A 26132-nucleotide genomic window follows, 5' to 3' on the forward strand; every position below is an offset into this window, starting at 1 on the left:
GTGTGACGGGGGGTTAGGCATAAAAAAAGGGGCTTTTTAAGCCCCCTTGTAATTACATCTTAACAAGACCCTTCTTCTCAAGCTCGGTTTTACACTCTGTGCAGTAGCGGGCAAAGGGAACGTACTCGAGCCGCTTCTCCTCAATATCCTCTTCACACTCCATGCAAACGCCGTAGGTTCCGGCTTCAAGCCTCTGCAGAGCTTGTTCCACAAGGCGAAGCTTAAGGGCATCGGTTTCAACCTTGCCGAGCATAAGGTTTTTATTATAGATATTGTATGCTTCATCGGCGGAATCCTGGATTCCATCACCGCCGAGATCGATGGCTTCGTTGTATTTCTCGTTGAGCTTTCTTACAAGATCGGTGCGCATATCAACGAGTCTTTTTCTGTAGCGCTCCTTCCTTTCTACATCCATAACAAACCCTCCTATTTATGGTAGGGATGCCCCTTGATTATGGTCATCGACCGGTAAAGCTGTTCCGCCAGCATCACCAGACATATCCTGTGACCCATTGTCAAGCCTGTCAGGGAAATTAACTCATCGGCGTTTTTTTTCAAGGTTTTATTAAGCCCATCCGCCTCGCCGATGTAAAAGGTTACACCGCCGTGAGTCTCCAGCTTTCCGTTCAGCCATTCCGCAAAGGCCTCGCTGGATTTATGCTGTTTCCCTGCCGGGTCCATCCCGACCAGCCAGCCGCTACCGGCTTTCAAAAGAGCCTGTGCCTGCTTCTCCGGATTGGAGTTAGCAATCTCCTGCATGGAGCATTCGGCCCAGGCATTCGTCCTCTTAATGTATTCCGAGGCAAGTTCTTCCACCTGCCTGTCCTTCACCCTTGAGGACATTATTATCCTGAGTTTCATAAATTAACCGGAAATATCAGAACGGGGCGGGTATGTCAACGATTATCGCCTTTTTTTTAGCACTTTGCAAAACTACTACAGAAGGCTCAATCAGCCGTTTTGGTAAATTCCCCGCTCCATTCTTTTGGAGCAGGGTTGATTTTCTGTTCAGAAGGAGGAGTTTTACTGTTAGGCTTGGAGATATTTATTATCTGGAGGGTTTACCATGAAGCACTTTGATGCGGCTGTTCTGGGCGGAGGCCCTGCGGGGATAACGGCGGCGGTTCTCTTGAGCCGTGGAGGGCTGAAAACATGTATCGTTGAAACGAGCCTGGAGCGTATCGGAGGAACCTGCGTAAACGAGGGCTGCATGCCTACGAAGTCCTTCATACGGGCGGCGGAGGCTTGCGAGCAGATACGGAGCTGTGGTGAATTCGGTGTTTATTCCGGCGGTCTCAGGGTGGACTTCCCCGAGATGAACAGGGTCGTGAAGGCGAACATAGATCTTTTGAGTGCCGGCTCTACAAGGCAGATAGAAAAGTCCGATGCTGAATTCATCCAGGGGTTGGCAAGCTTCAAGGATGAAAGAACCATCACCGTAAAGGGTCACGAGGATACCGAGTTTACAGCAGACCGCATAGTTATATGCACAGGAGCAAGAGCCGTAGAGCTTCCGAGTATCCCTTTCAACGGCAAAGAGGTGGTGAACTCCACCGATATGCTCTATAACGACAGCCTCCCGGAGGAACTTGTCATAGTAGGCGGCGGAGCGATCGGGTGTGAGTTTGCAAACATGTACTGCGCCTTCGGGAGCAATGTCCGCATCGTCGAAATGGCGGATCAGCTCCTCCCCGGCGAAGACAAAGAGGCGGCGGATATCCTCGCCGACGTATTCAAAGGCAGACGTGTGCGGATACACACCGAGACCAAGATAACATCCTCACGCATAAACGATGGGAGGGTTACCCTCGAGACGGACAGGGGTACCCATTACTCAGCGGACAAGGTTCTGGTAGCCGCCGGCAGAAGGCCGGATCTGGATGCACTGAATCTGGAGGCCGCAGGCATTGATTCGGAGAAGGGCTTCATAAGCGTAAACGAGAAGTTCCAGACCTCAAAGCCGCATATCTATGCCGCCGGGGATGTCATAGGGCGCAACATGCTCGCCCACGCCGCCGAGTATGAGGCCATGGTTCTAGCCAAGGGGATCCTCGGCAAGGATATCGAGATGGACTGGGACAAGCCCGTGCCGAGAGCTGTTTTCACAACGCCGCAGGTGGCTTCCGTTGGAGATCTGTCAAAGGCTTCCGAGGTTAAGGAGTTCCGCTTCGCCCACAACGGCAAGGCAATCGTCACCCATGCAAGGGAAGGCTTCGTCAAGATAGGCATTGACGGGGATGGGATCGTAAAGAGCGGGGTGATCATAGGGCGCTACGCCGCAGAGATGATCCACGAGATAACCCTCGCCATAGACAAGGGGCTCCATGTTAAGGATGTGGCACTCACAATACATGTGCACCCCACATTCTCCGAGGCGGTGAACGGGGCGGCGAGGTAGCTACGCCTGCCTGTCCAGCACACGGTAATGCAATGCTTCAAGGATATGCCTGCTCTGTATGTCAGAGGATGATTCCAGATCCGCTATGGATCTGGCAACCTTAAGGATTTTTGCGTACGCTCTTGCGGAATAGCCGTATTTATCGCAGGCGTTCTCCAGCATCTTCATCGACTTATCGTCCAGCCGGCAGTGTTTTTTGATATCCTGCTCGCTCATTCCGGCGTTGAAGCCGTTTCCGCCGAAACGCCTGTTCTGAGCCTCTCTGGCGGCCAGCACCTTATCCGCCATGCTCTCCGATGGCTCACCGTCCTCCAGTTCCGCAAGCTCCTTAAGCTCCACAGCCTGCATCTCCATATGGATATCTATCCTGTCCAGCAACGGACCGGAAAGGCGCATACGGTATTTGTTGATGGTACTCTGGGAGCAGGTGCATTCCCGTTTCTTGTCGCCGAAATAACCGCACGGGCATGGGTTGCACGCCCCCACAAGCATAAACGATGAGGGATAGGTTACCGTCTTCCCCGCCCTTGCCACGGTCACTATTCTGTCTTCAAGGGGCTGACGGAGGGTTTCCAGAAGGGAGCGGTTGAATTCCAGCATCTCATCAAGGAAGAGAATACCGTTGTGGGCGAGGCTTACATGCCCGGGGAGGGCTTTACCTGTTCCACCTATGATGGCGGCGTTACTGCTGGTATGATGGGGTGCGATGAACGGCCTCTCAAGTACCGGACGCTCTATCTCCCCTGCCGTTCCTGCCACGGAGTGTATCTTTAGGGTCTCCAGCGCATCCTCCGTTGCCATAGGGGGGAGTATGCCGGGGAGTCGTCTTGCAATCATAGTCTTTCCGCTTCCCGGAGGGCCTATCATGAGGATGTTGTGCATCCCTGCGGCGGCGATTAGGCTGGCACGTCTGGCCGTATACTGCCCCTTAACGTCACGGAAGTCATGGGCCGACCCCCGTTTCGCCTCAAGGCGGGAGGCATCGCCGTAAACGGGCTTTATCTCCTCCCTGCCCATAAGCCATGCGAGAACCTGGGAAAGGTTCTCCACACCGACAATCTCAAGACCATCCACCAGGGATGCCTCTGTGACATTCCCCTCGGGGAGTACGATGCGTCTGAACCCTTTCTTCTGTATGGAGGAGGCAATGGGGAGTATACCGCTAACGGGGCGGATACGGCCGTCGAGGGAGAGTTCGCCGATGAAGATGGTCTCATCCGTGTCCCCCTCAAAGGCCTTGGCAGATTTTAGCAGACCCACCGCCATGGGGAGATCGAGCCTTGTCCCCTCCTTCTTGAAATCCGCAGGGGCGAGGTTCACCGTTATGGGGCGGGTAAAGATATTGAAGCCGATATTCTTCAGGGCGGAACGCACCCTGTCCTTGCTCTCACGAACAGAGGCCTCGGCCAGACCGACTATACCAAAGGCGGGCAGACCGTTTGAGGACATATCCACCTCAACATCGATCAATACCCCCTCTATACCTGAAAGATGGGCGCTGTATATCTTTGAAAACAATTCATTCTCCGCAAGTTATTCCACGCTGAGTATAGAAAAGACTTTGCGGAATGTAAAATATTTATTTCGCTTCTACATCCCCGGATCGTAGAGGTAGTAAAAATCAGGAACATCGCTCCGGCTGAAAAAGCCTTTATAGACGCCCATCATACGCTCCCAGACATCCTCTTTAGGCGTGTATCTGCGAAGCTCAAGGGTGTCTATGCCGATCTCCTTCTTCATCTCCTCAAAGGCATCACGCCAGCTTCCGAGGTTGTCCACAAAGCCGAGATCCTTGGCACGCTTTCCGGTGAAAATCCTTCCGTCCGCATACTTCCGGAGATGATCCTCCTCCATATTCCGCCGCTTGAGGATATCCGCAATGAAGAGCTCGTACATATCCATAACCGTCTGCTGGAGGATCTCACGCTCCTCCCTTGTCATTTCACGTGTGGGTGAGGCGATATCCTTGAACTCACCACTTTTGATGATAACGTTCTTGATGCCGATCTTGTCCATCAGCTCCTGTGTGTTGCTGAGATGCATGATAACGCCGATGCTCCCCGTTATGGTTGAGGGCATGGCAAATACCTTATCCGCTGCGATTGATATATAGTATCCGCCCGAGGCTGCCATTGTGTCCATGGCGGAATAGACGGGCTTGTTTATGGTTGCTATGTAGTCATATATCTCTTTGGTAGGTGTTATAACTCCACCCGGTGAATTAACCTTGAGGATTATCCCCTTAATGCGCTCATCCTCGCTGAAACGCTTGAGGATGTTTATATATGTATCAGCATCGGAGATGAGCCCCTCCATATCAAGGGCAACTACGGTGTTCTCGGGATAGTGCCTTTTATCCTGCCCTGTGAGAACATAGGCCATACGGCCGAAGATACCTAAAATAAGTATAATTATTATAAACTTAAGAACAAATCGTCCCCAGCTTCGTCTCATGCGGTTTCCTCCCTCAATGTTACAGAAAAACAATAACAGAACCCCGGCGGACAGACAAGACAAAGGAGGGAGCGCAAATAATGTTGAATATCATCACCGCTGGTGATATCTATATACCGCCGGAGGTTAGAATGCTTCGTTTAATGCGCTTCTTCTATGAATCAAGATGGGTTACATTCCTCGTATTCGCCGTTTTCGGCCACGGGATGATAAGACACGACCTCAGACAGGACGGCCTACTCTACGCCGCCGTATCCAAGAGTGTCCTGCATTCGCCGGATCCTCTCATAATGCACTCGGGGGATCTCGTATACCTCAACAAGCCCCCTCTATTCTTCTGGATAAACGCAGTATTCATAAAAATCTTCGGCAGTATCCCCTTTGCGGCAAAGATGGGGGGATTCCTTTCATTCCTGATACTCTCATGGCTCCTCTTCTACATCGCAAGAAAGATATTCATATCACGCCACACAGGCATCGTTAGCGTCTTTGCGGTCTGCACCAGCTACACCGTATACCAGAACACATTCACCAACCGGATGGAGGGGATGGTGAGCATGTTCATCGTTCTCTCACTTCTTATGCTGATGAAGTTCATGGAGGACAGGAAGAACAAGTGGCTGTATCTATGGGGATTCACAGCTGGGCTAGCCGTACTCGTGAAGGGGCCGCTGGGGTTTCTGACTATAATTACAGGACTGGCTTACTTCATCCTCTTCGATCGTGCCATCTTCAAGGAGAATTTCAAAGGGCTTACCAGCTCCCTTGTGATATTCGCCCTGACCTTCGCATGGTGGTACGCCTATGCCATTCTCAACTCCGATTTCCTCAATGTATTCTTCAATGAACAGGTTATGGAACGGGTTCAGGGTGAGGGGGAATTCAACGGAGGGCAGAATACCCCCTTATACGAATACTTCCGATTCATCGCCCAGAGGTACTTCATCTACATCCCCTTCCTGCTCTTCGGTTTCTACAAGGCTTTCAGAAACCATAGGGGCAAGCCGGAGCTGAGACTCTGGGCCGTCACCATGGTGATACACTTCGCCCTTATCCACCTTGTATCCACTCGGGATGACCGATACCTCTATCAGTTCTACGTCTTCGCCTCGATCTTCACCGCATACGGCATCTACTCCATCAAACACTTCGATTACGAAAAGGTGGTTATCGGCTTTGCCGCCATATACGCCTCCCTCCTCCTCGTTTACCCCTATCCGCTGAACTGGGATTCCTATAAGTGTCTTATAGAGGCAAACAGGATCTCTAAACTGAGCGGAATGCCGATAGTTGGTCAGGAACGCTGGCGGGAGGACATAGGCTACAATGCAGCGATGACATTCTTCCTAGACAGATACAGCTACAAAGCACCGGAGGACAGGCCCTATCTGTTCATTGCAGGAAGAGGCTACGAACCGAAGGATAGCGAACGAGTTATCGGACGCTCAAGGCGTGTGCGAACGGTGCTCGTGCGCCCTGTGGAGATACATGAAAGGGTTATAGAGAAGGAATGCGAACCCATAGAGTGCCCCCAAGGGGACAACGGAACTGCAAAGGGCATAACAGCGGACAATGGAACAGCACCAGTTAACGAAACAACATCGGATAACGGAACAGAAGCGGATAACCTGACGGACAACCTGACCATAGACGAGCTTAAGCGTGATCTGGAAAGGGAGATAGAAAAACCGGGACTTCATAGCACGAAGGACAACGCAACCTCTATCTAGCCCTGCATTATCTCCCGCTTCATCATCGCCAGAAGCTCTCTGTCCGTGCGGGTGAGCTTTTCGGCAAGGCCTGAACTGTAATCCAGCATCGTAGCCCTGTCCGGGAAGGTCTGCCAGAGATAGCCCGATTCCCGCATAAAGTCCGCCTCGAAGATGTCGCCTGTATTGAAGAGCTCCTGCAGATGCGCCGGACGCATTAACCTCGGTATAGCCTGAGTTCCGCCGAACCCTGTTATTATGCCGAGCTTAGGCCCCGGATGAGCAAACTTTGAATGCCTCACAGCCAGACGGAAATCACAAGCAGCGGCAAAATCCATACCCCCGCCCATGCAGAAGCCGTCGATCTCGGCAATAATAATCTGCGGCATGCGGCGCATGAGCCCGAAGAGGGAGTTTCCCAGAACGGAGAAGCCCTTGGCATCCATGCCGTCGTAGGAATACATTGTTTTCAGGTCAGCCCCCACGGCGAAACATCCACCCTCGCCGAGTATGCGGATAACCTTTGCGGGGCTGAACTCAAGCCGGCGCAGGACGGAACGAATCTCCTTGAGGGTGGGCACATCGAGCAGGGTAAAGCGTCCTTCGTGGGGAATAAGCCTTATATACGCCGTCTCATGCTCAAGCTTGAGCTCGATCATTCCTTATCCTCGAAGGATATGTCCTCCCAGCGCACCTTGAAGTCCGGCCGACGTTTCTCTATGAAGGCTCCCATACCCTCCTTTTTGTCGGGTGAGGAAAAGGAGAAGGTGAAGGCGTTCTGCTCAAGGAGGAGTGCCTTGTCCAGATCCATGCCGATCCCTGCGTTTATGGTTTCCTTAGCCAGACCGAGGGCGAAGGAGCTTCGTTTTGACATACGTTCAGCGAGTTCATCGGTATACGCCCTAAGCTCTTCAGATGTATCGAAAACCCTGTTCACTATCCCCCGTTCACGCATCTCCGCCGCACTCACAGCATCACCGGTGAAAACAAGGTATTTGACGAAGGTTTCATAGATCTTTCGTGTGAAAAGCTGTGTTCCGCCGAAACCTGGCACTATCCCCAGCTTTACCTCGGGAAAGGCGAAGGATGAGCCTTTGGTGGTGAGTATGATATCCGAGGCAAGGGCTATCTCAAATCCAGGCCCGAATGCCTCGCCGTCTATGGAGGATATAAGGGGCTTCTTCAATTCACGCATCCCCTTTATAAGCCTCTGCCCACGCACAGCATAGGCTCTGGCCTCCTTAAGGCCGAAATCGTTAAGATCCTCCACAGGCCTGCCTATGCAGAAACGACCCTCACGCCCCTTAAGGACAATAACGTCAACAGCCCTATCCCCCTCAAGGCGAAGGAGTTCCTCGGCCAGTAAAGAGGGATCGCCGCAAGTTCCGCCCAACGTTATAACGGCGATTCCGTTTCCGGTTTCGGTTTCAAAACAGTTCATCTAGCCCCCTTGTACAATAACTATTGCGAGCATCAGAAAGATAATAAGGCACATCAGCGAATACCTGAATGAGCCCTTCATGAGAAAATGCACCATCATATAGAAAAGCCCGCAGAGGGGCGTGATTATAAGAACGAGTACGCCTGCGTAAAGGGTCTGCACGGGATCGAAGGAGACAAGCCCTGAGAACATCTCCCCAAGATCTGTATACGGCGTATGCTCCATATCCGCATGGAGGAAGAGCCCCTCCCCGATGCCGATTATCATGAGAGCCACACTCAGAAGCCCGCCGGACTTAAGGACAACAGACAGGTTCCTTTCCATCATTGCAGCCCCTTTATAAACATCTGCAGTGCAACAAAAAGCAGGAACAGGATAAATATCAGCTTTACCTTCTTATCGGTAACCTTAGTGAGCTTTCTTGTGGCATATCTTGAACCGAAGAGAACCCCCACAACCATAGAACCGGCCACAAGCGGATTAACATACCCTGCCCTGAAATAGGCGATGCACCCTGCGGCGGCGGTGAAACCTATCATAAAATTGCTGGTAGCCGTTGCCACACGTATGGGGATACAGCTGACTATATTCATGGCTGGCACCTTGAATATCCCGCCACCAACGCCTAGCATGCCGGAAATAAGCCCCGCCGCTCCAGAAACGCCGAGGGTGGGTGCGATCCTTTTCACGCAGTAGTTCACATGCACTCCCCTCGACTCATCATAATAAAAAGAATCGAGAGCTCCGCTCCCCTCTTCCTGTTCAAGTGCTTCGGAGGGCTGGGATTTCTTCCACATGAAAACTGCTGTAACAACCATAACAAAGGCAAAAACAAGAGAGAGGGGTTTCTCGGGTATGGAGACGCTTATGAAACTGCCGATGATTGCGCCGAAGACCGTAACCAGCTCGAGGGTAACGGCGTATCGTATATTGATGATCTCCTTGCGCAGGTTCACCGAGGCAACCATGATGCTCCCCGCTATGATAGCCACAAGGGATGAGGCTATAGCCTCATGGATTGGATAGCCGAAGACAAGGACCAGAACAGGTACAATCAATGCACCGCCGCCAAGCCCCAACAGGTATCCGATAACCCCCACTGCGAAACCCATAATAAGGAGAAGCAATATCTCAATCATTACCAAGATATAAGACAGGGGGGTGCTAAAGTCAAGCGGGGTTATACTCGCTGGCGTTTCCTCTTCTCAGGGTGTCCTTAAGCTGGGAGGGTGTCGTGGTTCTAAGCAGATCGTCACGCTTCTTCCTAGCCTCGTCCATGGCGCCCTTCCCCGTAGGGTCGTGCTCCTTGAGCTCATGGTAGCCGTTCTCCACAGAGGCCTTAACGAATCTCTCCGCCTCCCTGCGGAAGATGGTGCAGTGTTCTTTAAAACTCGGCATGCTCATCATCTTATAAGCCTTAACCATATCCTGAAGACGGAACATCTTCTGATAGTATACCGCACGACGGATCGACATAGCCTCACGGTAAAAGTAATCCCTGTCCACACCCATTACACGCAGGAAGAGCTCGCCGTTTATATGCGCATCATCAATGAGGCTCAGCAAACGCCCACGATACTTGTTGTTATGGAGCGCCTCCTCCGCATACTCAAGGAGAAGGTGAGAACTCATCCTACCCTTGCCCATATAGAGCATGTGCTGGGGTACAAAGCTGTTGTGGGCGATGATATCCGCAGAGAGATGGGCGGCGTAGCCGTGGGCAAAAGCCTTCTCCGCATCGGTTTCCGCACCCTTAAACAAACGGCTTACAGTGCGCCATGAATGGGTCTCCATCGACCTTTTAACCGATGAAAAGTCCTTCAGGAAGTTGAAGAAATCGGGGAATATATTCCCGAGCAGAAAGTGTACGGGATAGCTTCTGAGTACAAGCATATCCGTATCTGCCAGTATCTTCGTTCCCATGGCTATATGTGTCTGAAAGCCCCACGCAAGGGCGTTTTCAGGAAGGAATATCAAAAAAGCGGTGAAAACCGCTGCTGCACGTATTATCATAATTATAGATAATAGTCCTAATACTGAATTGGTCAATCCCCGTTGACAAAATCAATTAGGATAATTATGGTGTTATTATAATTAATCGATTGTAGCCCCAAGAGAGAGGGGTTTAAGACCTTTATTGGAGGTGGAATCATGAAAGAGAGAGCACTTGAGTTAAGGAAAGAGATCGTTCACATGAAGGATGCGTGGGAGGAGCTCACCATCGGAGAAAGAAACGTTGTAGAAGACATGGAAAAGGAACTTGATAAACTCACCAGTGATATGAACGATATCGACCGCCAGTGGGTCGAGAATGAGTTCGGCAAGTGGTACGAGAAATATCTTGAGGTTGAAACCAAGGTGTTCATTAAGCCCCATGAAGGTTAATGCGGTTTGCCAAATCCCCCTTTTGGTGCGTATTATATAGATGCACTACATAATAAAGGGGAGGCATAGTGTATGCGTTTTATAAAGATAATATCGATCGCCCTTATCATTGGCGGCTTGGCCTGTGCTCCTGTTAAGCAGGGGAGAACCATTGATGATGCGAGCAAAGTGTACTTTACCCAGTACAGCTTCTATTACGTTAACTCAAGCCACAAGACCACCAACTACCGTGGTGGGAAGCTTCTGCCCGTAAACACTCCTGTGAGGGTTGTATCCTTCGGCGGCAAAGATATTCTGGGGCATGGAACCTATGTTATCCAGACCGTTGAGGGTAACAGGAAGATTACAGTTGTAAACTTCAAGTCCGAGACGGGTAAGACCCTCAATCAGGTTCGTGAGCTTATGCTTGGTGAGAAGAGTGTAAACCTCGGTCAATGGAGCGAGCAGGCGGCGGCACTGATAAAGCAGGGTAAACCCGCTATAAATATGGACAAGGAGATGGTTCTCACCGCCATGGGCTACCCTCCGGAGAGCATGACGGCGACTCTTGATAAGGATGCCTGGATCTACTATCGTGACAGGCTCCAGAAGACAAGGATCTATTTCAACGATGAGGGGAAGGTTACGGACATAGTCCACTAATCCCCATAGAAGACCTTTACTAATGTTAATCCATGGGCGGGTGCTGTTATGCCCGCCCTGTCTCTGTTCCTTGATGCAAAAACATCCCGTATATCCCCGGGGGTACACCCCCAAAGGGTGAAATCCACGCAGGTTCCCACAATGTTGCGAACCATCATATGGAGGAACCCGCTTCCGTTTATCTCAAGACTGAAGAACCCGTCTGAATGTTCCATCTGTAAACTGTTTATCCGCCTTACCGTATTCTCCTTCAAGCTCTGACGGACACAGAATGCGGCGAAATCGTGCTCACCCTCAAATACGGACAAAAGCTCGCCGAACAGTACATGATCCAGCGGCTTCTTTATCCACCAGAGCCTGTTCCGCTCCAATGCTGAGCCGTACTCACGGGAAAGGATGCGGTATCGGTAGGTTTTGCTGAGGGCACTCTGCTGGGCGTGGAACTCCAGAGGGGCATCTTCGGCATCCTTGATAACGACATCATCGGGTAGGAGGCTGTTAAGCCCGTACACAAGGGCCTTTCTATCCAGATACTTATCGGTAATGAAGCTGAAAACCTGCCCTTCGGCATGGACACCTGAGTCTGTTCTGCCCGAACCGATGATCTTCACAGGTGCCTTGTACATCTCGGTGAGCTTCTCCTCTATAACCTGCTGAACCGTCCGCCCCGTACTCTGCACCTGCCAGCCCGCAAAGCCCGTTCCGTCATACTCCACAACGCAACGCTTGTTATACAAGGATCACCCCCGCACAGAAAATGAGGGCAAGTCCAGCTGTATAGGCATCACTCGGGCCCATACCCGGCATACGGACAACCTCGTCAAAATTATCGAGTATCTCCTGCACGGATTCGGAGGAATAGTTCAACGCACCGTTGTAAAGCCTGCGAATCCTTTCCATGATCCCCCCCTCCCCCTTCGCCTCGCTGAGGAATCTTGGGAGGAAGCGCACGGCCACTAGCATCGATGTACTTATACCCTTTGCATCAACAAAGGGGATACGGCGGAGTATATGATAGAAGACCCCCACAAGCTCGCCTGTGGGGGTTGTGAATGTGAGCACCGAAGAGAATCCAATCAGTATCCCTATCCTGAGAGCAACCACAGCTGCATCTGCTATACTCCTCTCACCGAAGAAGTAATGGCTTATGAACGAAACGCCGAGGATCGGGATAAAAGGACGGAGTGCTCTATAATAGGAATAGGCGGGTATTTTTGATATACCAAAGGTGAGCAAAAGAAACAGAAGGGAAATAATGAGTGAAGCCTTAGTCTCAGCCCCACCTGCAAAGAGCATAACAGTAACGAGGGAGAAGAACTTAACGCCGGGGTGTGTCCTGTGAAGCAGAGAATCCCCTCCATGATAGCTTCCGAAGCTCACGCCGGTGTTTTCATAACTTACGCCGGTCAAAGGGGATTCTCCATAAATCTAGATGATTAAAGAAAAACGCCTGAAACTATGCGTCCTTCTTTTCGTCTTTTTCTTCGTCTTTATTTTCGGAACCGGAGATCTTTTTCTTATCGTCCTCTTCATCGGGTGTTATATCGATGGCGTCTTCGGCTTCCTTGGCGGATTTCTTGAAGTTGCGGATAGCTTTACCCATTCCTTCGCCGATCTGCGGGAGTTTGCCCGCACCGAAGATAACCATAGCGATGATCAAAACGATGAGAAGTTCCTGAGAACCTAATCCAAACATAGCTGCCTCCTGAGAATGTAGAAAACATTAATATACATTGTAGTTAAATTCAATACAAAACATTGCTTCGAGGGGCTTTCGCTCCTCTTATAAAGGGCAGAATCCGCCGGATTAAGCTCCTTAGTTTTTAAAGCGTCTTCGCCTCTTCTCCACCCTTTTTCTTATCTCCAGGATAACCGCAAGCAGAGCTAGAAGCGGCATCCAGAGATAGCCAAGGGTCCTGAAGGGGGTATCCGCCTGAACAACGGGAACCTGAGCATCTATGAAGCCCTTTTTCCCTATGCCCATAATATCCGCTAATCTTCCATCGGAGAGGATCACAGCGGATATGCCTGACTGCGTGGCCCGCACAACGCTTCGGTTGTACTCCGCCGCTCGCATAACATCCACAGCCAGATGCTGTATCCTGCCTGCTGAGCCGCCGAACCAGCTGTCGTTACTGAGGATAACAACCATCTCAGCACCGAGCTTAAGCTGCCGCCTCAGCTGGAAGCTGTACGCACCCTCGTAGCAGATCATCGGTGCAACCTTTATCCCGTTCACATCAAAGACCTGAACCTCACTGCCGGGGGTAAAGTCTTCACCCCCCTGAAAGAAATAATGCTCAATGGGCTTAAACATATCGCCGAGGGGGAAGTATTCGCCAAAGGGGACAAGATGCACCTTGTTGTAAACATCCCCTTTACCCTCATTGAATAGGAGTGCGCTGTTGTAGTATCTCCTCTTTCCGTCGACAACCTCGTAGCGCATCGCCCCTGTTATAACAGGAACATCATGCCCCACGGTCTTTAGGAGTATGTCGACCTCCGGATCGTTCTGAATAAAACCGGGATATGCGGTTTCCGGCAGGATTATCATATCGAAATCACCGTCCGCACTCTCCCTGAGCATTCCGCTTACCAGCGAGTATATGTTGTACTTCTCACTCCGCTCCCATTTAATATCCTGGGAGTAGCCGGGCTGTACTATCCTCACATCCGCCTTTTTCGTCTCCGCCGTCTGCTGGTTCATGTAATAGCCGTAGCCATAGACCAGTCCGGCGGTGAGGACGGCGTAGAAGAGGTACTGATATCTTCTGCCGTCGATGAATCTGTATACCAGCAGATTCACCAGAGCGATTATGAAACTCAGTCCGTATTCACCCGCAAGCCCCGCAAAGGAGAGCATGTTATATGAGCTGTACTGGGTCTGGGCAAGGGTAAGCCATGGGAAACCGGTAAACGCCCAACCCCTTATCAGCTCCGATAACGCAAGAGCCAGCGGTGGAATGAGAGCATTATGCCCCATCTTTGAGTAAGCCAAGGTAAAGAAATAATAGAAAAGTGATAAAACAAGCGCAAAAAGAAAAACTGCCAAACCGGAGAGAACCCAGGGCGCATGCCCGAACCGGCTGAGGGGTATGGTCATCCAGCTGAGGTTTGTGGCGTAGAATATTGTGCCGAACATCACAGCGGTTTTCAGAGGGCCTGCATATCCATGGTCGAGTATGTGGAAAAGGGGTATGAAGGCGAAAAAGGCCAAAAAGCCCCTGCCGTGGCCGGGAACCGCCAGAGTGAGCATAGCGGCGGAAACAGCCGCAAGGGCGAGGGCTACTATCAGTTTGCGCATAAAAGCATTCCTTTTATATTCATTATCAGGAAAGCCCCGTCTGCTCCTGTACGGAAACATCCCTGAGCCAGTCTATATTCTCCCTGTACCAGCGGATACTCCTCTCAAGCCCCTCATCCAGATCTATCTCCGGCTCCCAACCGAGAAGCTCACGAGCCTTGTTTATATCCGCTCTGGTTTCTGTCATATCGGCGGAGTGAAACTCCTTCCTGTCTATAACAGCCTGCTTGCCGAGGCTTTTCTCTATGGTTGAGATCACCTCATTCAGCTGAACAGGCCGCTTGCCGCCGCCGAGATTTATTATCTCATAGCCCACATCCTTCAATGCCGCAACGGTTCCCCGGGCGATATCCTCGACGTAGGTGAAATCCCTGCTCTGTGTTCCATCCCCGTAGAGGGTGAGGGGTGTCCCCTCGTCTATCCATTTTATGAACCGGAAGATACTCATATCCGGCCTTCCGGCCGGCCCGTATACGGTGAAGTAGCGTACCACAGAGACATCGATGCCGTAGTGGAAGTGGTAGGTATAAGCCATCACCTCCGCACCCTTCTTGCTCGCCGCATAGGGTGATATGGGGGTATTTACGGGAAGATTCTCGCTAAAGGGCATCTTCTGCCCTGCGTAGAGGGAGGAGGTCGAGGCGAGTACGAACTTCCTTATCCCGTGTTTGCGCATAAGCTCCAGCAGAACAAGGGTTCCCTGTGTGTTTGTTCGCAGGTATATGTGGGGATTCTCCAGGCTGTAGCGCACACCCGCTCTGGCGGCGAGATTAATAACCGCATCGAAGGAATGCTCGGCAAAAACACCCTCCATCGCCTCCATGTCAGCGATATCACCCTTGATGAAGGTAAAGTTCTCCCTCTCTTCAAGGTTGTTCAGGCGGTAGCTCTTGAGTCTCACATCGTAGTAGCTGTTCAGATCATCGATCCCCACAACGCTAATACCCTGCTCCAGCAGTAGTTTTGCCGTGTACCAACCTATGAAGCCCGCCGCTCCGGTAACAAGTATCTTTTTCATCTATCCTTCACCCGATTATTTAACCGCTCAGGGTTCAAGTCTTTTTCAGTACGTCCGGTTTGTCAAGGAATTTCTCCCCCGCTGTATAGGCGTAGACCTGCCCGAGGGATATTCCGCCGTCGTTGGCGGGTACACGGCTGTGGATATGCACATTAAAGCCCGCACCCCTCAGAAACTCCACACTCCTTCTCAACAGAAGCAGATTCTGGAACACACCGCCGGAGAGTACCGCATCGCAGATACCCGTTCGGGAGCGTATCTCTATGCAGAGATCGAGTATCATACGGGCAAAGCCGTTATGGAACCTCGCCGAGACCGTACCTATCGGTGTTTTCGCCTTTATATCATCGAGAAGCCCCGATATGAGGCCTCCGTGGGAGAATCCGTTTGTTTCGTAGAGTTCTGTAACCGAAGTATCCGCCGCACGCTCCAGAGCCATTGCAGCATGCCCTTCAAAATCGTTTTCATCTATCCCCAGCAGGAGTGAACCAGCCCCCTCGAAGAGCCTTCCCGCACTGGAGGTATCGATACAGTTCGTACCGCTCTTCAACATACCCTGCACAAGGGGGAGCATGTTGTTATCAATGTATTCCTCCGCTTTGTGCTCGCTGAAGCTCCGGATATACGACACCGCCATCATCCATGGCTTTTTGGCTGCTGCATCCATCCCGGGCTGGGGTGTGTAGGGGAGATGCGCCTCACGGCTTATTACACCGCCCCTGCGCAGAAAAACTTCGCCGCCCCATATATTTCCATCGCTGCCGAGCCCTGTTCCATCCAGAATAACCCCTATACAGTCGCCGGATATGCCGTTTTCCGCACAGCAGGAGTACATATGCGCCAGATGGTGCTGTACCTGTACAACCTCAGCCCCTTCGTCATGCGCAAAGCGTGTGCTGTGATAGTCGGGATGAAGATCGGTAACGAGGATATCGGGCTCCATCCCGAGAAGTCTTTTTAGCTTTATAAAGGTTTCATCGAAGAAATCACGTGTTCCCGGATTGTCCAGATCCCCTATGTACTGACTCACAAAGGCGTATTCATCCGAAGCGAGGCACACGGTGCTTTTCAGATGCGCCCCCATTCCGGCTATGCCCCTTTCCGTCTTCTCAGGAAGCATGACAGGCCACGGTGCAAAGCCTCTGGCACGGCGGATTACATAGGGCACACCATCCACACATGCGGTTACAGAATCGTCGAGACGGTTATGTATTTCCCTGTTATGATGAAGGAAATGGCTCGTATAGTGACCGAGATTCTCTTCCGCCTCATCCTCCGATGCGGCTATGGGTTCATCCCGCAGGTTTCCGCTGGTGGCTACTATATATCCGCTTGAAACCCCGTCCAGTATCAGCTCGTGCAACGGTGTATAGGGCATCATAAACCCGATGTCATCACCCATGGGGTTGATATACTCTGAGACGGATGCTCCCTCCGCCTTGAGAAGAACCACAGGCGCCTGGGGGGATTCGAAGAGACTCCGCTCACCCTCCCCCATCACCACGCCGGGCTCACGGCACATTACGGCGAAGGGCTTATCCCCACGTCTTTTCAGCTCACGGAGCCTAAGAACTGCACTGTCATTGCATGCATCACAAACAAGATGATACCCGCCAAGCCCCTTAACGGAAACTATCCCGCCGCTGTTTATAAGCTCCACGGTACACTTAAGGGCATCCTCACCTTTCAGCTCTCCCATACTTATCTCCGGGCCGCAAAGGGAACAGCAATCGGGCTGGGCATGGAAACGTCTGTCGGCCGGATCAGCATATTCCGAGGCGCAGTCGGGGCACATGGTGAATTCATCCATCACAGTATTAGGCCTGTCGTAGGGGAGGGACTTCATTATGGAATATCTGGGGCCGCAATTGGTGCAGTTTATGAAGGGATAGCGGTGGCGTCTGTCATTTGAATCGAATAGCTCCCTTCGGCAGTCGGGGCAGAGGGCACTGTCCGGCGGGATCAGGGTAAACCCTCCCCCCTGTTTCGATTCTATTATTCTGAAACCCTCGCCCGTATCCGCATCGGTTCTATCATATTCCACAAAGGAGATGTGCGCCAAAGGCGGGGCGAAGCGTTTTATATCGTTAATGAATCCTTCGGGGCTGGAGCAGTCGCATAAGATCTCAACACCGCCGCTGTGGTTGTGCACACTTCCGCTGATACCCCTCTCATGGGCGAGGCGGTATATGAACGGGCGGAAACCCACCCCCTGCACAATGCCTTTTATGCGTATTCGCCAGCTGATCATTTTCTCCAGAACATGGGTGTAAAAAGCACAAGTACCGTATAAAGCTCAAGCCTCCCCACAAGCATGGCGAAGCTGAGCACCCATTTAACATAGTCGGGATAGAAGGCGTAATTGTCCACAGGCCCCACAAGACCGAAACCGGGACCGATATTGCCCACCGTGGCAAGGGCTGTGGTAATGGAGGTTGTCAAATCCGCCCCCGATGTGGATACGATGAGCATAACCACGAGGAGCAGGAATATATACAGGTAGAAGAAGCCGGATATGGCGTAGACAATATTCTTGCGAACTGGGTATCCGCTGAGCCGGAGGATGAAAACACCCCTCGGATGGATAAGGAACTTCATCTCGTTAAGCCCCTGCTTAAGGAGCGTCACTATACGGATAACCTTAATTCCGCCACCCGTGGAGCCGGCGCATCCACCCACAAACATCAGCATGAAGAGGATCATCTGCGCGAAGATAGGCCAGTTCTCGTAGTTGTCCGTGGCATAACCCGTTGTAGTAACGAAGGAGGCCGCCTGAAATGCGGCGTAGCGGAGGGATTCGCTGTAGTCTTCGTATACTTTGCCGTAAAGGCCTATGGATATGGCTATACTTGCGGCGATGAATATCGCCAGATACGCCTTAAGCTCCGTATTCTTCCTCAGTTCGCCTAGATTACCCATCAGAAGCCTGAAATGTAGGGTGAAGTTAATCCCCGCAAGCACCATGAAGAGGGTTACCACCCAGTCGATGTAGGCGGAATCGAAGTGCTTGATGCTCAGGTTTTTGGTGGAGAATCCACCAGTTGCCACAGTTCCGAAGGCATGGGTGAGGCTCTCGTAAAGATCCATGCCGCCGAACATAAGCAGAACGGTCTCTATAACAGTGAACCCGATATATATGAGCCAGAGGTACTTCGCAGTAACGGCGATCCTCGGTGTTATCTTGTCAACGGAAGGACCGGGTGCCTCCGCCCGCATGAGCTGCATCCCTCCGATACCGAGCAGGGGAAGGATTGCAACAGCGAGAACAACGATACCCATACCCCCCAGCCAGTGGGTTAGGGAACGCCAGAAAAGAAGTGACTTGGGCATAGCCTCTATGTTCGTGAGGATCGATGCCCCCGTTGTGGAGAAGCCGGACATAGTCTCAAAGAAGGCATCCGCATAACCGGGGATCGCCCCTGAGATCCAGAATGGAAGCGCACCCACAGCGGAGGCTGTTATCCAGCTGAGGGTTACAAACATGAAGCCGTCCCTCGGAGAGAGGGTCTGTTTAACCTTTTTTCTCGTAAGGGCGAGTATTATTCCAGCCGCACCGCCGGAACCGATGGCGGCAAAGAGAAAACCTCTCATGGATAGATACTCACCGTAATAATAGGCAAGGGCTCCACACGCAAGGAGGAAGCCGTCCAGTATAAGAAGAAGGATGGCGATTATATTTAATACGGTTCGTATATGCATGGCTTAACCGGAAAACATCTCCGAAAGCTCCTGGGATGCCTCTTTACCGGAGAATGTTATGATCCTGTCCCCGTCCTCCAGCACAAAGCTCCCATCGGGGATATAGTTCTGATCACCCCTCGTCACCGCCACAATTAGCGCACCGGAGGGGAGCTTAACATCCTTGAGCGCCTTGCCGGTAAGCCCTGCGCCCTGGGGGAGGCTGAGCTCGGTAACCTCCGCCTGCCCCTCGAATATCTTGTATACGTTCAGTATGTTACCCCTTCGCATATACTTCATGATGGCGTTTACCGAACTGGATTTCGGGCTTACAGTGGAGTTCAGCCCCAGCTGGGCGGAGATGTGCATATAGTTCGACTTGTTCACAAGGGCTATCGCCTTCTTGATGCCGAGGGTTTTGCCGTAGATAGCTGTGAGGATATTAAGCTCCTCGTTGCTCGTTGTGGTTATGATAAGATCGCTTCCTGCAAGGCTCTCATCCTCAAAGACGGATTGATCGCTGATATCCCCGTTTATCACAAGAGCTTTGGGGAAGTCTGCGGCGATCTCCTTACACTTCTCATAGTCCTTATCCACGATACTGACACTTCTCCCCAGCCTGAGGAGTTTTTCAGCAACGTAGCGCCCTGTTCTGCCGCCCCCTGCTATGATAACGCTCCTGATCCGGCGTTTTGGGTTGCCTATTTTGGCAAAGACCTTTTCAAAGGTCTGGGAGGTGGCCACAACGAATACGTGGTCCCCCTCTTTAATCACTGTATCGCCATCGGGGATAGTTATCTGGTCGTTTCTGAGTATCCCCGCAACGATGAAGTCCTCCCTGAGCCTACCTTTAACATCCTTAAGGGCACGCTCTAAGAAGGGGTGCTCATCATCGATATAGATGTCCCTCAGCTGAATCTCTGAATCGTTGAAATGGAATATATCGCTCATGGCGCCGTGCTGGACATTGCTGACGATGGACTTCGCCGCCTCGATCTCGGGGTTCACCACGAAATCTATACCGCTGTGCACGTTGCCGTTGAAGAGCCTCGTTTTGGAGTATTTAAGACTGCGCACCCTGGCTATCTTGATGGGAACGTTGAACTCGCTCGCCACGATGAAGCATGAGATCATGTTCACCTCATCGTAGTCCGTGGCGGAGATAAACGCCGCAGCCTTACCCACGCCGGCTTTTTTCAGGGTTTCAACATTCGTGGCGTCATCGTTTATCACCATACAGTCAAGATGGTTTCCCGCATGCTTGGCACGCTCCTGATCCTTCTCTATGATAACAACGTCACGATTCTCCTGAACAAGCTGCTGAGCGATGTGGAAGCCGACCTCGCCGGCCCCCGCTATAACTATCTTCATCTACTCTCCGATGTATCTGGCGTCCGCCACCTTCATGTACTGTATACGTTCGAAGGTCATATGCTCACGGGAGTTCTTCTTCCCTGCGGTTCCGCGAACCTCATCAAGGGTCTTCTGCCTTGTGGCGAGCCAGCCGGAAACACCCTCAAGGATATCGCTAATGGTTTTGAACCCTTTCTGATAAACAGCGCTGACAACCTGAACGGTCTTTGCTCCTGCAATTATCTGCTGTATGAACGCATCGGAGGTGTGGACACCCGTGCTGGCGCTTATATCGATGTCGAGCTGGGGTGAAAGAGCCGCCACCCAGCGGAGTACCTTGAAGGTCTCCTCCTCACTGCTGTAGAAATGCATAGGCCTGAGATCAAGCGTGCGGGTGTCGATACCCATCTGGTAGTAGCGGTTGAACATAACAAGAGCGTCCGCTCCGGCGTTCTCTATCTGCTTAGCTGTCCAAGGGATAGAGCTGAAATTCTGGCCTATCTTTACGGCAACGGGGATCTTGATCCTGCTCTTAACCTCTTTTATAACATCAACGTATCTCTGCTCAACGTCTCTGGGGTTCTCGTTCACATCAAAGGGGACGAAGGATATGTTCAGCTCAAGGGCATCCGCACCCGCTCCCTCTATGTTTGAGGCGAAATCGGACCACCATTTCCCGCCGAGGCAGTTTACGCTGGCAATAACGGGCATGCTTGAAGCCTTTTTAGCATCCTTAATGTTGTCCAGATACTCCTTGGCTCCGTAAACCACAGCCGCCTCGCTCTGCATATACTCATACGCCTCGGGGTGGAAATCATCCCCGTATCCGCCGTCCTGCTTGCGAAGCTCCTCCTCGAAGAGGGATTTTAGAACCACTGCTCCCGCTCCGGCATCGGCTGCTGCTTTAACGTTGTCCATGGTTTTGGGCATGGTAGAGCTTCCGAGTATTAGGGGGCTCTCAAGCTCGAGGCCCATATAATTAACTTTGAGATCTGCCATTTCTATAAACTCCTTAATCGTTGTTTTTCTTTATAACTTCCCTTGGCTTGGATGTTCCATCACTGGGGGCGACTACCCCCTTCTGCTCCATGATCTCAACGATCCTTGCCGCCCTGTTGTATCCAATGCGCAGGTACCGCTGTATCATGCTTATGGAGGCGAAGCCCTTCTGCTGAACAAGCTCCAGCGCCTCATAGTATTTATCATCTATCTCGGATTCGTCAATCTCTCCGGGATCCGAGGTCTCCTCACGCACAAGATCCATATTGTATTCCGGCTCGCCAAGTGTCTTAAGATGCTCTACTATCCGGCCTACCTCATCATCTGAAACAAAACAGCCGTGCACACGCACAGTCTCACTCGTCCCGGGAGGCACAAAGAGGCTGTCACCCTTGCCGAGGAGAAGCTCCGCACCATTCTGGTCTATCACCGTACGGCTGTCTATCTTCGAGGAAACCTTGAAGGATAGCCTTGCGGGCATATTCGCCTTGATGATGCCTGTTATTACATTAACCGAAGGACGCTGTGTTGCAAGTATAAGATGGATACCCACCGCTCTGGCCATCTGGGCTATGCGTATGATCGACTGCTCAACCTCTTTGCCCGCAACCATCATAAGATCGGCAAACTCATCCACAACAACCACAAGGTATGGCATCCTCTCAAGCTCGGGGTCACGGTCCGCCTTCTGGTTGTAGGAATCGATATTCCTCACCTTCATCTGCGCAAGGCTGGCATAGCGCCCTTCCATCTCCTCCACAACATTCTTAAGAACGTTTGCCGCTTTGCGGACATCCACAACAACGGGTGCGGCAAGATGGGGTATACCTTCGTATACACTGAGCTCCACCATCTTCGGATCGATCATAACAAACTTAACAAGATCGGGGGATGCCTTATACAGCACCGAGCAGAGCATCGTATTCACCGATACAGACTTACCGCTACCCGTGGTTCCTGCGATGAGCAGATGGGGCATCTTGGCGAGATCGCTTATATATGGTTTACCCGAAGCATCCTTGCCCATGGCGAAGGTTAGAAGGGATGGACTTTCGGCAAATTTCGCAGATGTCAGAAGCTCACTGAGGCTAACAGCTCCCCTGTTACGGTTGGGAAGCTCTATACCAACCACAGATTTGCCCGGAATGGGTGCTATGATCCTGACGCTCAATGCGCTCATGGCGAGGGCGAGGTCATCGGAAAGGCCTGCTATCTTGTTTATCTTTACGCCGGGAGCCGGCTCATACTCGAAAAGGGTTACCACCGGGCCGGGACGTATCTCACGAACCTTACCGTCCACGCCGAAATCGGCAAGCTTCGCCTCAAGCTGTCTCGCCTTCTCCTTCAGCTGTTCGTCACTTTCCCCCTGCACGGAGACCGAGGGCTTATCCAGCAGATCAAGGGGTATGCTGTAATCCGTTTCCGCCTTTTCAAAGCTTTCGAGGGGCTTTATATCTATACCATTCTGGGCTGTACCCGCTCCGCTTGTAGCTGAAGCGGACCTGTCTTCATGGTCTTCGCCCTTCTCTGGTTCAGACTCTTCATTATTATTCTGCTCAGCCTCATCCAGAACAGCCTCCTCCATCATCTTCTCCTCGAGAGCTTCATGGATCCCCGTTTCGGGGTTTATACCCATCCTCTCGTAGGCGGGTCTTTCGCCGTCGTCGGAGGCTATGCCGTCCATCTCTTTGCCGTTATCCTTTCTTCCCCCCCTCTTAAGCTCGGGGATCTTGGGCAGCTCGGGCATCTTAGGTATCGATGAGGGAACACCCCTCTTAACAGCGCCGAAGAGCTGGCTGAGGGATAATGAGAAATACAGCATGATACTGATAACAAGGAGGAACATGGAGATAAGAACGCCCCCTGCCGTTCCCAGCAGTGAGGATAAGAAATCCGCCGAAACCAGTCCGATAAGTCCCCCTGTGGGCTTGTCGGTGAAGAAAACATCACTACCGCCTATGAAACCTGTGGTAACCGATAACAAAGCGGGGAGCACGAAGGCGGCGACAAGCACTGCTAAGGGGGTAAGCCTGCGCTCGATAATACCCTTCTTGATCTGATAGAGCTTCACGGGAACCGAGACGAGGAGAAGCGGGAGCAGAAGAGCTGTCCAGCCGAAGATGGTTCCGGCGAGGTCCCCAGTGTATGCCCCCGTTTTACCGAAGAGGTTGCGCACCTCCTGCTGATAATCGGAGAAGATTATATGTGAGTACGAGGGATCCTCCGGCGAATGCGAATAGATCGACATGCCGAGAAAGATTACCAGAAGAACGCTCAGGAGAAAAATTATGTCGAGGGTGAGACTCTTTCTTTCTACATCCATACTATGGCAGTTATCCCCACTACGAGACAGTAGATTGCGAATATTGTAAGGCTTGCACGCTTTATAAAGAATACCATAAACCCTATAGCAATGAAGCCGCTAATGAAAGCCGCCAGCATACCAACGCCGTAAGCCGGAAGGTGCTCGAAGGGAACATCCTTCAGGTGCCGGATCTGCAGGATTGCCGCACCGAAGATTGCGGGAACGCTCATCAAAAAGGAGAACTCCGCCATCTCCTCACGCTTTATCCCGAGGAAAAGACCCGCCGCAACGGTGGAGCCCGAACGGGATATACCCGGTATAACAGCAAACCCCTGCACAATTCCGATAAGGAACGATCTGGGCCCGTCTATCTCTCCCACTGTACGAACCTTGTCCGAAAGAACCAGAAGCACTGAGGTAAGGATCAGGAAATAACCCACATAAGAAGGCGTTGCAAACATCCCCTCCACTGTGGACTCAAGCCCGAGCCCCACAACGGCTGTGGGTATGGAGGCAATAATAATACCCCATAGAAAACGCTTATTCTCGAAATACATAACCTTATACTCCTGGGAAAATATCCCCAGAAGCGAAAGCACAAGCACACGCACCTTCTCCCTGAAATAGAGGAGCACTGCAAATAGTGTGGCAAGGTGGAGCATCGTATCGAAAAGCAGACCGGGCTGCTCAAAATCTCTCATTAAGGACTGGGCAAGAACAAGATGCCCCGAACTGCTCACAGGAAGGAACTCCGTAAGCCCCTGTAAAAGGCCGAGCAGTGCTGCGGTTAAAACCCCCATCTAAACCTCCATGACAGCGGCGGCCACCGCAGGCCTCCTGTCCATGGTTTTTCTGAAATGTCTGCGGACTAGTTTTTTGATGTACTCCTCAAGGAGTGGGAAGTCATCACCCGTTTCCTCAAGGAGGCTCTGAATATTGTGATTGAGAAACTTGCGGAGCTCAAACATCCGGTGATCCGGCATGGCGAACCCGGTGACCCGCACCACGGGAGGCATCTCCATCCCTCCCTTAGCCCTGTTGTAAATAACGGAAACGGAAACAGCCCCGTCACGGCAGAGGCTTTTTCTATCCTTCAGGGTTTCATCGTCAATAACCATCCGTCCACGGAGGTCTATATATACAGTACCGTGCTCCACTTCGTCAACGCCGGCGAAGCCCCTTCGATCAAATCCTATCCTGGAGCCGTTCTTGCCCCTTATGATCCCCCGGTTTTTCATATCTACGGATTCTCTGGCAAGCTTCCTCTGGCTGGCGAGGTGCATCTCTTCGCCGTGGACGGGGAGCAGGTAGCGGGGCTTTGTGAGCTTGAGCATGGTTTTAAGCTCATCCTGTGCGGCATGGCCGGAAACATGGATATGCCTGCTGCCGATATCCACAACCTCGCCTCCGTTCTCATATATATTGTTGATAAGCCTGTTCAGGCTCTTCTCATTTCCGGGAATAACCCTGGCGGATATTATGAACAGGTCCCCTTCTTTAACGTGCAGGTCCTTCCTCTCACGTGAGGCCACACGGTAAAGGGTGCTGTTCATCTCCCCTTGACTTCCGGTTATTATAAAACAGACCTTGGAATCCTTCATCTTCCTTGCATGGGAGAGGGGAATAATGGTGTCCGAGGGGATCTCCATATAGCCGAGCTTTGTGGCTATATTAACGTTCCTTTCGAGGGATGCCCCCTCCACAACAACCTTACGGCCGGTCTCCTTTGCGATCTCCATAATCTGGCGGATTCTATCGAGGTTCGATGAAAAGGTGGTGAAGAAGACCCGCCCCTCGGCATTCTGCATTATATCGCTAAGCTCCGAGCGGAGTGATGATTCGGAATCGGTACTCCCCGGCACATGGGCGTTTGTGGCATCCATGAGCAGAAGATCAAGACCCGCCAGGGGTGCAAAATCCTCATTACGGAAGGGCTCGCCGTAGGCGGGAGTATAGTCTATCTTAAAGTCGGAAACGTGGAGTGCACTAAAATCGGGTGTCTGCACTGCCAGGGCGTAGGTATCCCCTATGGAGTGGGTTACGGGGAGGAATGTCACCGATATATCGCCTATCTCCACAGTCTCCCGCTTCTCAACACGCCTCAGCTCATAGCCCAGCTTCCTGCGGGAGAGCTTCGCCTCAAGAATTCCGAGGGAAAGAGCCCCGCCGTAAACGGGGAGGTTGTACTCAGCAAGGAGGAAGGATATTCCGCCTATATGATCCTCATGTCCGTGGGATATAAAGATCCCCTTAAGCTTGTCCTTTATCCTTTCCAGATAGGAAAAATCGGGGATTATGTAATCAACACCCGGTGTGGAATAGTCGGCGAACATAACGCCGCAGTCAACTATGACCGCAGTGTCCATAGATTCGTAAACGTACATGTTCATGCCGATCTCGCCCACGCCGCCGAGAACCGTTAAATAAGATGACATTAAAACCTTCC

The 26132-nt window shown here is 51.7% G+C and carries 25 protein-coding genes; 4 read left to right on the forward strand and 21 right to left on the reverse strand.

Annotated features, from left to right (window positions below; all coding sequences use genetic code 11):
* Nucleotides 1–52: 52 nt before the first annotated feature.
* Both K300_RS0107515 and K300_RS14995 read right to left on the reverse strand, forming a co-directional pair.
* A complete protein-coding gene (locus tag K300_RS0107515; protein ID WP_022851054.1) occupies nt 53–415 on the reverse strand; it encodes a TraR/DksA family transcriptional regulator in 363 nt (120 codons plus the stop codon).
* A gap of 11 nt (nt 416–426) precedes the next feature.
* Nucleotides 427–861 carry a 23S rRNA (pseudouridine(1915)-N(3))-methyltransferase RlmH gene (locus tag K300_RS14995; protein WP_081646920.1) on the reverse strand — a complete coding sequence of 145 codons (435 nt, stop codon included), beginning with the start codon at nt 859–861 and terminating at the stop codon, nt 427–429.
* Between the two features lie 205 nt (nt 862–1066).
* On the opposite strand from K300_RS14995, the gene K300_RS0107525 reads away from it, so the two are divergent.
* Entirely contained in the window at nt 1067–2398 is a 1332-nt protein-coding gene (locus K300_RS0107525; RefSeq protein WP_022851056.1) for a dihydrolipoyl dehydrogenase family protein, read from the forward strand.
* On the opposite strand, the gene K300_RS0107530 is transcribed toward K300_RS0107525, so the two are convergent.
* Nucleotides 2399–3916 carry a YifB family Mg chelatase-like AAA ATPase gene (locus K300_RS0107530; protein ID WP_022851057.1) on the reverse strand — a complete coding sequence of 506 codons (1518 nt, stop codon included), beginning with the start codon at nt 3914–3916 and terminating at the stop codon, nt 2399–2401.
* Nucleotides 3917–3988: 72 nt separating this feature from the next.
* A complete protein-coding gene (gene sppA / locus K300_RS15000) occupies nt 3989–4852 on the reverse strand; it encodes a signal peptide peptidase SppA (protein ID WP_022851058.1) in 864 nt (287 codons plus the stop codon).
* An 80-nt stretch (nt 4853–4932) separates the two neighbouring features.
* Between sppA and K300_RS0107540 the strand changes: the two genes are divergently transcribed.
* Nucleotides 4933–6582 carry an ArnT family glycosyltransferase gene (locus K300_RS0107540; RefSeq protein WP_022851059.1) on the forward strand — a complete coding sequence of 550 codons (1650 nt, stop codon included), beginning with the start codon at nt 4933–4935 and terminating at the stop codon, nt 6580–6582.
* Here the strand turns inward: K300_RS0107540 and K300_RS0107545 are convergent.
* From K300_RS0107545 to K300_RS15005, 5 genes are read right to left on the reverse strand one after another with little or no spacing between them, the layout of a single operon-like run.
* Nucleotides 6579–7220 carry an enoyl-CoA hydratase/isomerase family protein gene (locus K300_RS0107545; protein WP_022851060.1) on the reverse strand — a complete coding sequence of 214 codons (642 nt, stop codon included), beginning with the start codon at nt 7218–7220 and terminating at the stop codon, nt 6579–6581. The two genes, K300_RS0107540 and K300_RS0107545, sit on opposite strands and share 4 nt — an antisense overlap.
* The gene (locus K300_RS0107550; protein ID WP_022851061.1) at nt 7217–8002 is read right to left on the reverse strand and encodes an enoyl-CoA hydratase/isomerase family protein; all 786 of its coding nucleotides are present in this window, start codon (nt 8000–8002) and stop codon (nt 7217–7219) included. The genes K300_RS0107545 and K300_RS0107550 overlap by 4 nt, the downstream gene beginning before the upstream one ends.
* A complete protein-coding gene (locus K300_RS0107555) occupies nt 8003–8326 on the reverse strand; it encodes a DUF1634 domain-containing protein (protein ID WP_162139869.1) in 324 nt (107 codons plus the stop codon).
* Nucleotides 8326–9141, reverse strand: a complete 816-nt coding sequence (locus K300_RS0107560; RefSeq protein WP_081646921.1) for a sulfite exporter TauE/SafE family protein — start codon at nt 9139–9141, stop codon at nt 8326–8328. Before K300_RS0107560 ends, K300_RS0107555 begins: the two co-directional genes overlap by 1 nt.
* A 31-nt stretch (nt 9142–9172) precedes the next feature.
* On the reverse strand, nt 9173–10015 hold the full coding sequence (locus K300_RS15005; protein WP_022851064.1) for a zinc dependent phospholipase C family protein: 843 nt from the start codon (nt 10013–10015) through the stop codon (nt 9173–9175).
* Between the two features lie 138 nt (nt 10016–10153).
* Here K300_RS15005 and K300_RS0107570 point away from each other — a divergent pair, with 138 nt between their 5' ends.
* Both K300_RS0107570 and K300_RS16165 read left to right on the forward strand, forming a co-directional pair.
* A complete protein-coding gene (locus K300_RS0107570) occupies nt 10154–10387 on the forward strand; it encodes a hypothetical protein (RefSeq protein WP_022851065.1) in 234 nt (77 codons plus the stop codon).
* 72 nt (nt 10388–10459) lie between these two features.
* A complete protein-coding gene (locus K300_RS16165; protein WP_022851066.1) occupies nt 10460–11029 on the forward strand; it encodes a hypothetical protein in 570 nt (189 codons plus the stop codon).
* On the opposite strand, the gene truA is transcribed toward K300_RS16165, so the two are convergent.
* The 12 genes from truA to K300_RS0107635 all read right to left on the reverse strand — a co-directional run bounded on the left by truA (nt 11026) and on the right by K300_RS0107635 (nt 26121).
* On the reverse strand, nt 11026–11766 hold the full coding sequence (gene truA / locus K300_RS0107580; RefSeq protein WP_022851067.1) for a tRNA pseudouridine(38-40) synthase TruA: 741 nt from the start codon (nt 11764–11766) through the stop codon (nt 11026–11028). The two genes, K300_RS16165 and truA, sit on opposite strands and share 4 nt — an antisense overlap.
* A complete protein-coding gene (locus K300_RS0107585) occupies nt 11759–12439 on the reverse strand; it encodes an energy-coupling factor transporter transmembrane component T family protein (protein WP_022851068.1) in 681 nt (226 codons plus the stop codon). The genes truA and K300_RS0107585 overlap by 8 nt, the downstream gene beginning before the upstream one ends.
* Nucleotides 12440–12485: 46 nt before the next feature.
* Entirely contained in the window at nt 12486–12725 is a 240-nt protein-coding gene (locus K300_RS0107590; RefSeq protein WP_022851069.1) for a twin-arginine translocase TatA/TatE family subunit, read from the reverse strand.
* A gap of 120 nt (nt 12726–12845) precedes the next feature.
* The gene (gene lnt, locus K300_RS0107595; protein WP_022851070.1) at nt 12846–14333 is read right to left on the reverse strand and encodes an apolipoprotein N-acyltransferase; all 1488 of its coding nucleotides are present in this window, start codon (nt 14331–14333) and stop codon (nt 12846–12848) included.
* 25 nt (nt 14334–14358) lie between these two features.
* Nucleotides 14359–15351: an SDR family NAD(P)-dependent oxidoreductase gene (locus K300_RS0107600; RefSeq protein ID WP_022851071.1), complete on the reverse strand. Its 993-nt coding sequence runs from the start codon at nt 15349–15351 to the stop codon at nt 14359–14361.
* Between the two features lie 34 nt (nt 15352–15385).
* Complete coding sequence (gene hypF / locus K300_RS15015) at nt 15386–17602, reverse strand: carbamoyltransferase HypF (RefSeq protein WP_022851072.1); 2217 nt, start codon at nt 17600–17602, stop codon at nt 15386–15388.
* On the reverse strand, nt 17599–19050 hold the full coding sequence (locus K300_RS0107610) for a TrkH family potassium uptake protein (protein WP_022851073.1): 1452 nt from the start codon (nt 19048–19050) through the stop codon (nt 17599–17601). The genes hypF and K300_RS0107610 overlap by 4 nt, the downstream gene beginning before the upstream one ends.
* A gap of 3 nt (nt 19051–19053) precedes the next feature.
* Complete coding sequence (trkA, locus tag K300_RS0107615; RefSeq protein WP_022851074.1) at nt 19054–20400, reverse strand: Trk system potassium transporter TrkA; 1347 nt, start codon at nt 20398–20400, stop codon at nt 19054–19056.
* Nucleotides 20401–21381 (reverse strand): dihydroorotate dehydrogenase-like protein, encoded by a 981-nt coding sequence (locus K300_RS0107620; protein ID WP_022851075.1) that lies wholly within the window; start codon nt 21379–21381, stop codon nt 20401–20403.
* A 13-nt stretch (nt 21382–21394) separates the two neighbouring features.
* Nucleotides 21395–23704, reverse strand: coding sequence for a DNA translocase FtsK (locus K300_RS0107625; RefSeq protein ID WP_022851076.1), 2310 nt, complete (start codon nt 23702–23704; stop codon nt 21395–21397).
* Nucleotides 23695–24486: an undecaprenyl-diphosphate phosphatase gene (locus K300_RS0107630; RefSeq protein WP_022851077.1), complete on the reverse strand. Its 792-nt coding sequence runs from the start codon at nt 24484–24486 to the stop codon at nt 23695–23697. The genes K300_RS0107625 and K300_RS0107630 overlap by 10 nt, the downstream gene beginning before the upstream one ends.
* Complete coding sequence (locus K300_RS0107635; protein WP_022851078.1) at nt 24487–26121, reverse strand: ribonuclease J; 1635 nt, start codon at nt 26119–26121, stop codon at nt 24487–24489.
* Between the last annotated feature and the right edge of the window lie 11 nt (nt 26122–26132).

It is taken from the genome of Limisalsivibrio acetivorans (assembly GCF_000421105.1).
Taxonomy (GTDB): domain Bacteria; phylum Chrysiogenota; class Deferribacteres; order Deferribacterales; family Geovibrionaceae; genus Limisalsivibrio; species Limisalsivibrio acetivorans.

Bases quoted from the DNA above. Each gene is read 5' to 3' on its own strand.
- K300_RS0107600 (WP_022851071.1), bottom strand. From the start codon at position 15,351: ATGAAAAAGATACTTGTTACCGGAGCGGCGGGCTTCATAGGTTGGTAC.
- K300_RS0107540 (WP_022851059.1), top strand. From the start codon at position 4,933: ATGTTGAATATCATCACCGCTGGTGATATCTATATACCGCCGGAGGTT.
- K300_RS0107545 (WP_022851060.1), bottom strand. From the start codon at position 7,220: ATGATCGAGCTCAAGCTTGAGCATGAGACGGCGTATATAAGGCTTATT.
- K300_RS0107630 (WP_022851077.1), bottom strand. From the start codon at position 24,486: ATGGGGGTTTTAACCGCAGCACTGCTCGGCCTTTTACAGGGGCTTACG.
- sppA (WP_022851058.1), bottom strand. From the start codon at position 4,852: ATGAGACGAAGCTGGGGACGATTTGTTCTTAAGTTTATAATAATTATA.
- K300_RS0107550 (WP_022851061.1), bottom strand. From the start codon at position 8,002: ATGAACTGTTTTGAAACCGAAACCGGAAACGGAATCGCCGTTATAACG.
- K300_RS16165 (WP_022851066.1), top strand. From the start codon at position 10,460: ATGCGTTTTATAAAGATAATATCGATCGCCCTTATCATTGGCGGCTTG.
- K300_RS0107515 (WP_022851054.1), bottom strand. From the start codon at position 415: ATGGATGTAGAAAGGAAGGAGCGCTACAGAAAAAGACTCGTTGATATG.
- K300_RS14995 (WP_081646920.1), bottom strand. From the start codon at position 861: ATGAAACTCAGGATAATAATGTCCTCAAGGGTGAAGGACAGGCAGGTG.
- K300_RS0107555 (WP_162139869.1), bottom strand. From the start codon at position 8,326: ATGGAAAGGAACCTGTCTGTTGTCCTTAAGTCCGGCGGGCTTCTGAGT.
- K300_RS0107560 (WP_081646921.1), bottom strand. From the start codon at position 9,141: ATGATTGAGATATTGCTTCTCCTTATTATGGGTTTCGCAGTGGGGGTT.
- K300_RS15005 (WP_022851064.1), bottom strand. From the start codon at position 10,015: ATGATAATACGTGCAGCAGCGGTTTTCACCGCTTTTTTGATATTCCTT.
- lnt (WP_022851070.1), bottom strand. From the start codon at position 14,333: ATGCGCAAACTGATAGTAGCCCTCGCCCTTGCGGCTGTTTCCGCCGCT.
- K300_RS0107525 (WP_022851056.1), top strand. From the start codon at position 1,067: ATGAAGCACTTTGATGCGGCTGTTCTGGGCGGAGGCCCTGCGGGGATA.
- K300_RS0107635 (WP_022851078.1), bottom strand. From the start codon at position 26,121: ATGTCATCTTATTTAACGGTTCTCGGCGGCGTGGGCGAGATCGGCATG.
- K300_RS0107570 (WP_022851065.1), top strand. From the start codon at position 10,154: ATGAAAGAGAGAGCACTTGAGTTAAGGAAAGAGATCGTTCACATGAAG.
- K300_RS0107590 (WP_022851069.1), bottom strand. From the start codon at position 12,725: ATGTTTGGATTAGGTTCTCAGGAACTTCTCATCGTTTTGATCATCGCT.
- K300_RS0107625 (WP_022851076.1), bottom strand. From the start codon at position 23,704: ATGGATGTAGAAAGAAAGAGTCTCACCCTCGACATAATTTTTCTCCTG.
- K300_RS0107620 (WP_022851075.1), bottom strand. From the start codon at position 21,381: ATGGCAGATCTCAAAGTTAATTATATGGGCCTCGAGCTTGAGAGCCCC.
- hypF (WP_022851072.1), bottom strand. From the start codon at position 17,602: ATGATCAGCTGGCGAATACGCATAAAAGGCATTGTGCAGGGGGTGGGT.
- trkA (WP_022851074.1), bottom strand. From the start codon at position 20,400: ATGAAGATAGTTATAGCGGGGGCCGGCGAGGTCGGCTTCCACATCGCT.
- K300_RS0107610 (WP_022851073.1), bottom strand. From the start codon at position 19,050: ATGCATATACGAACCGTATTAAATATAATCGCCATCCTTCTTCTTATA.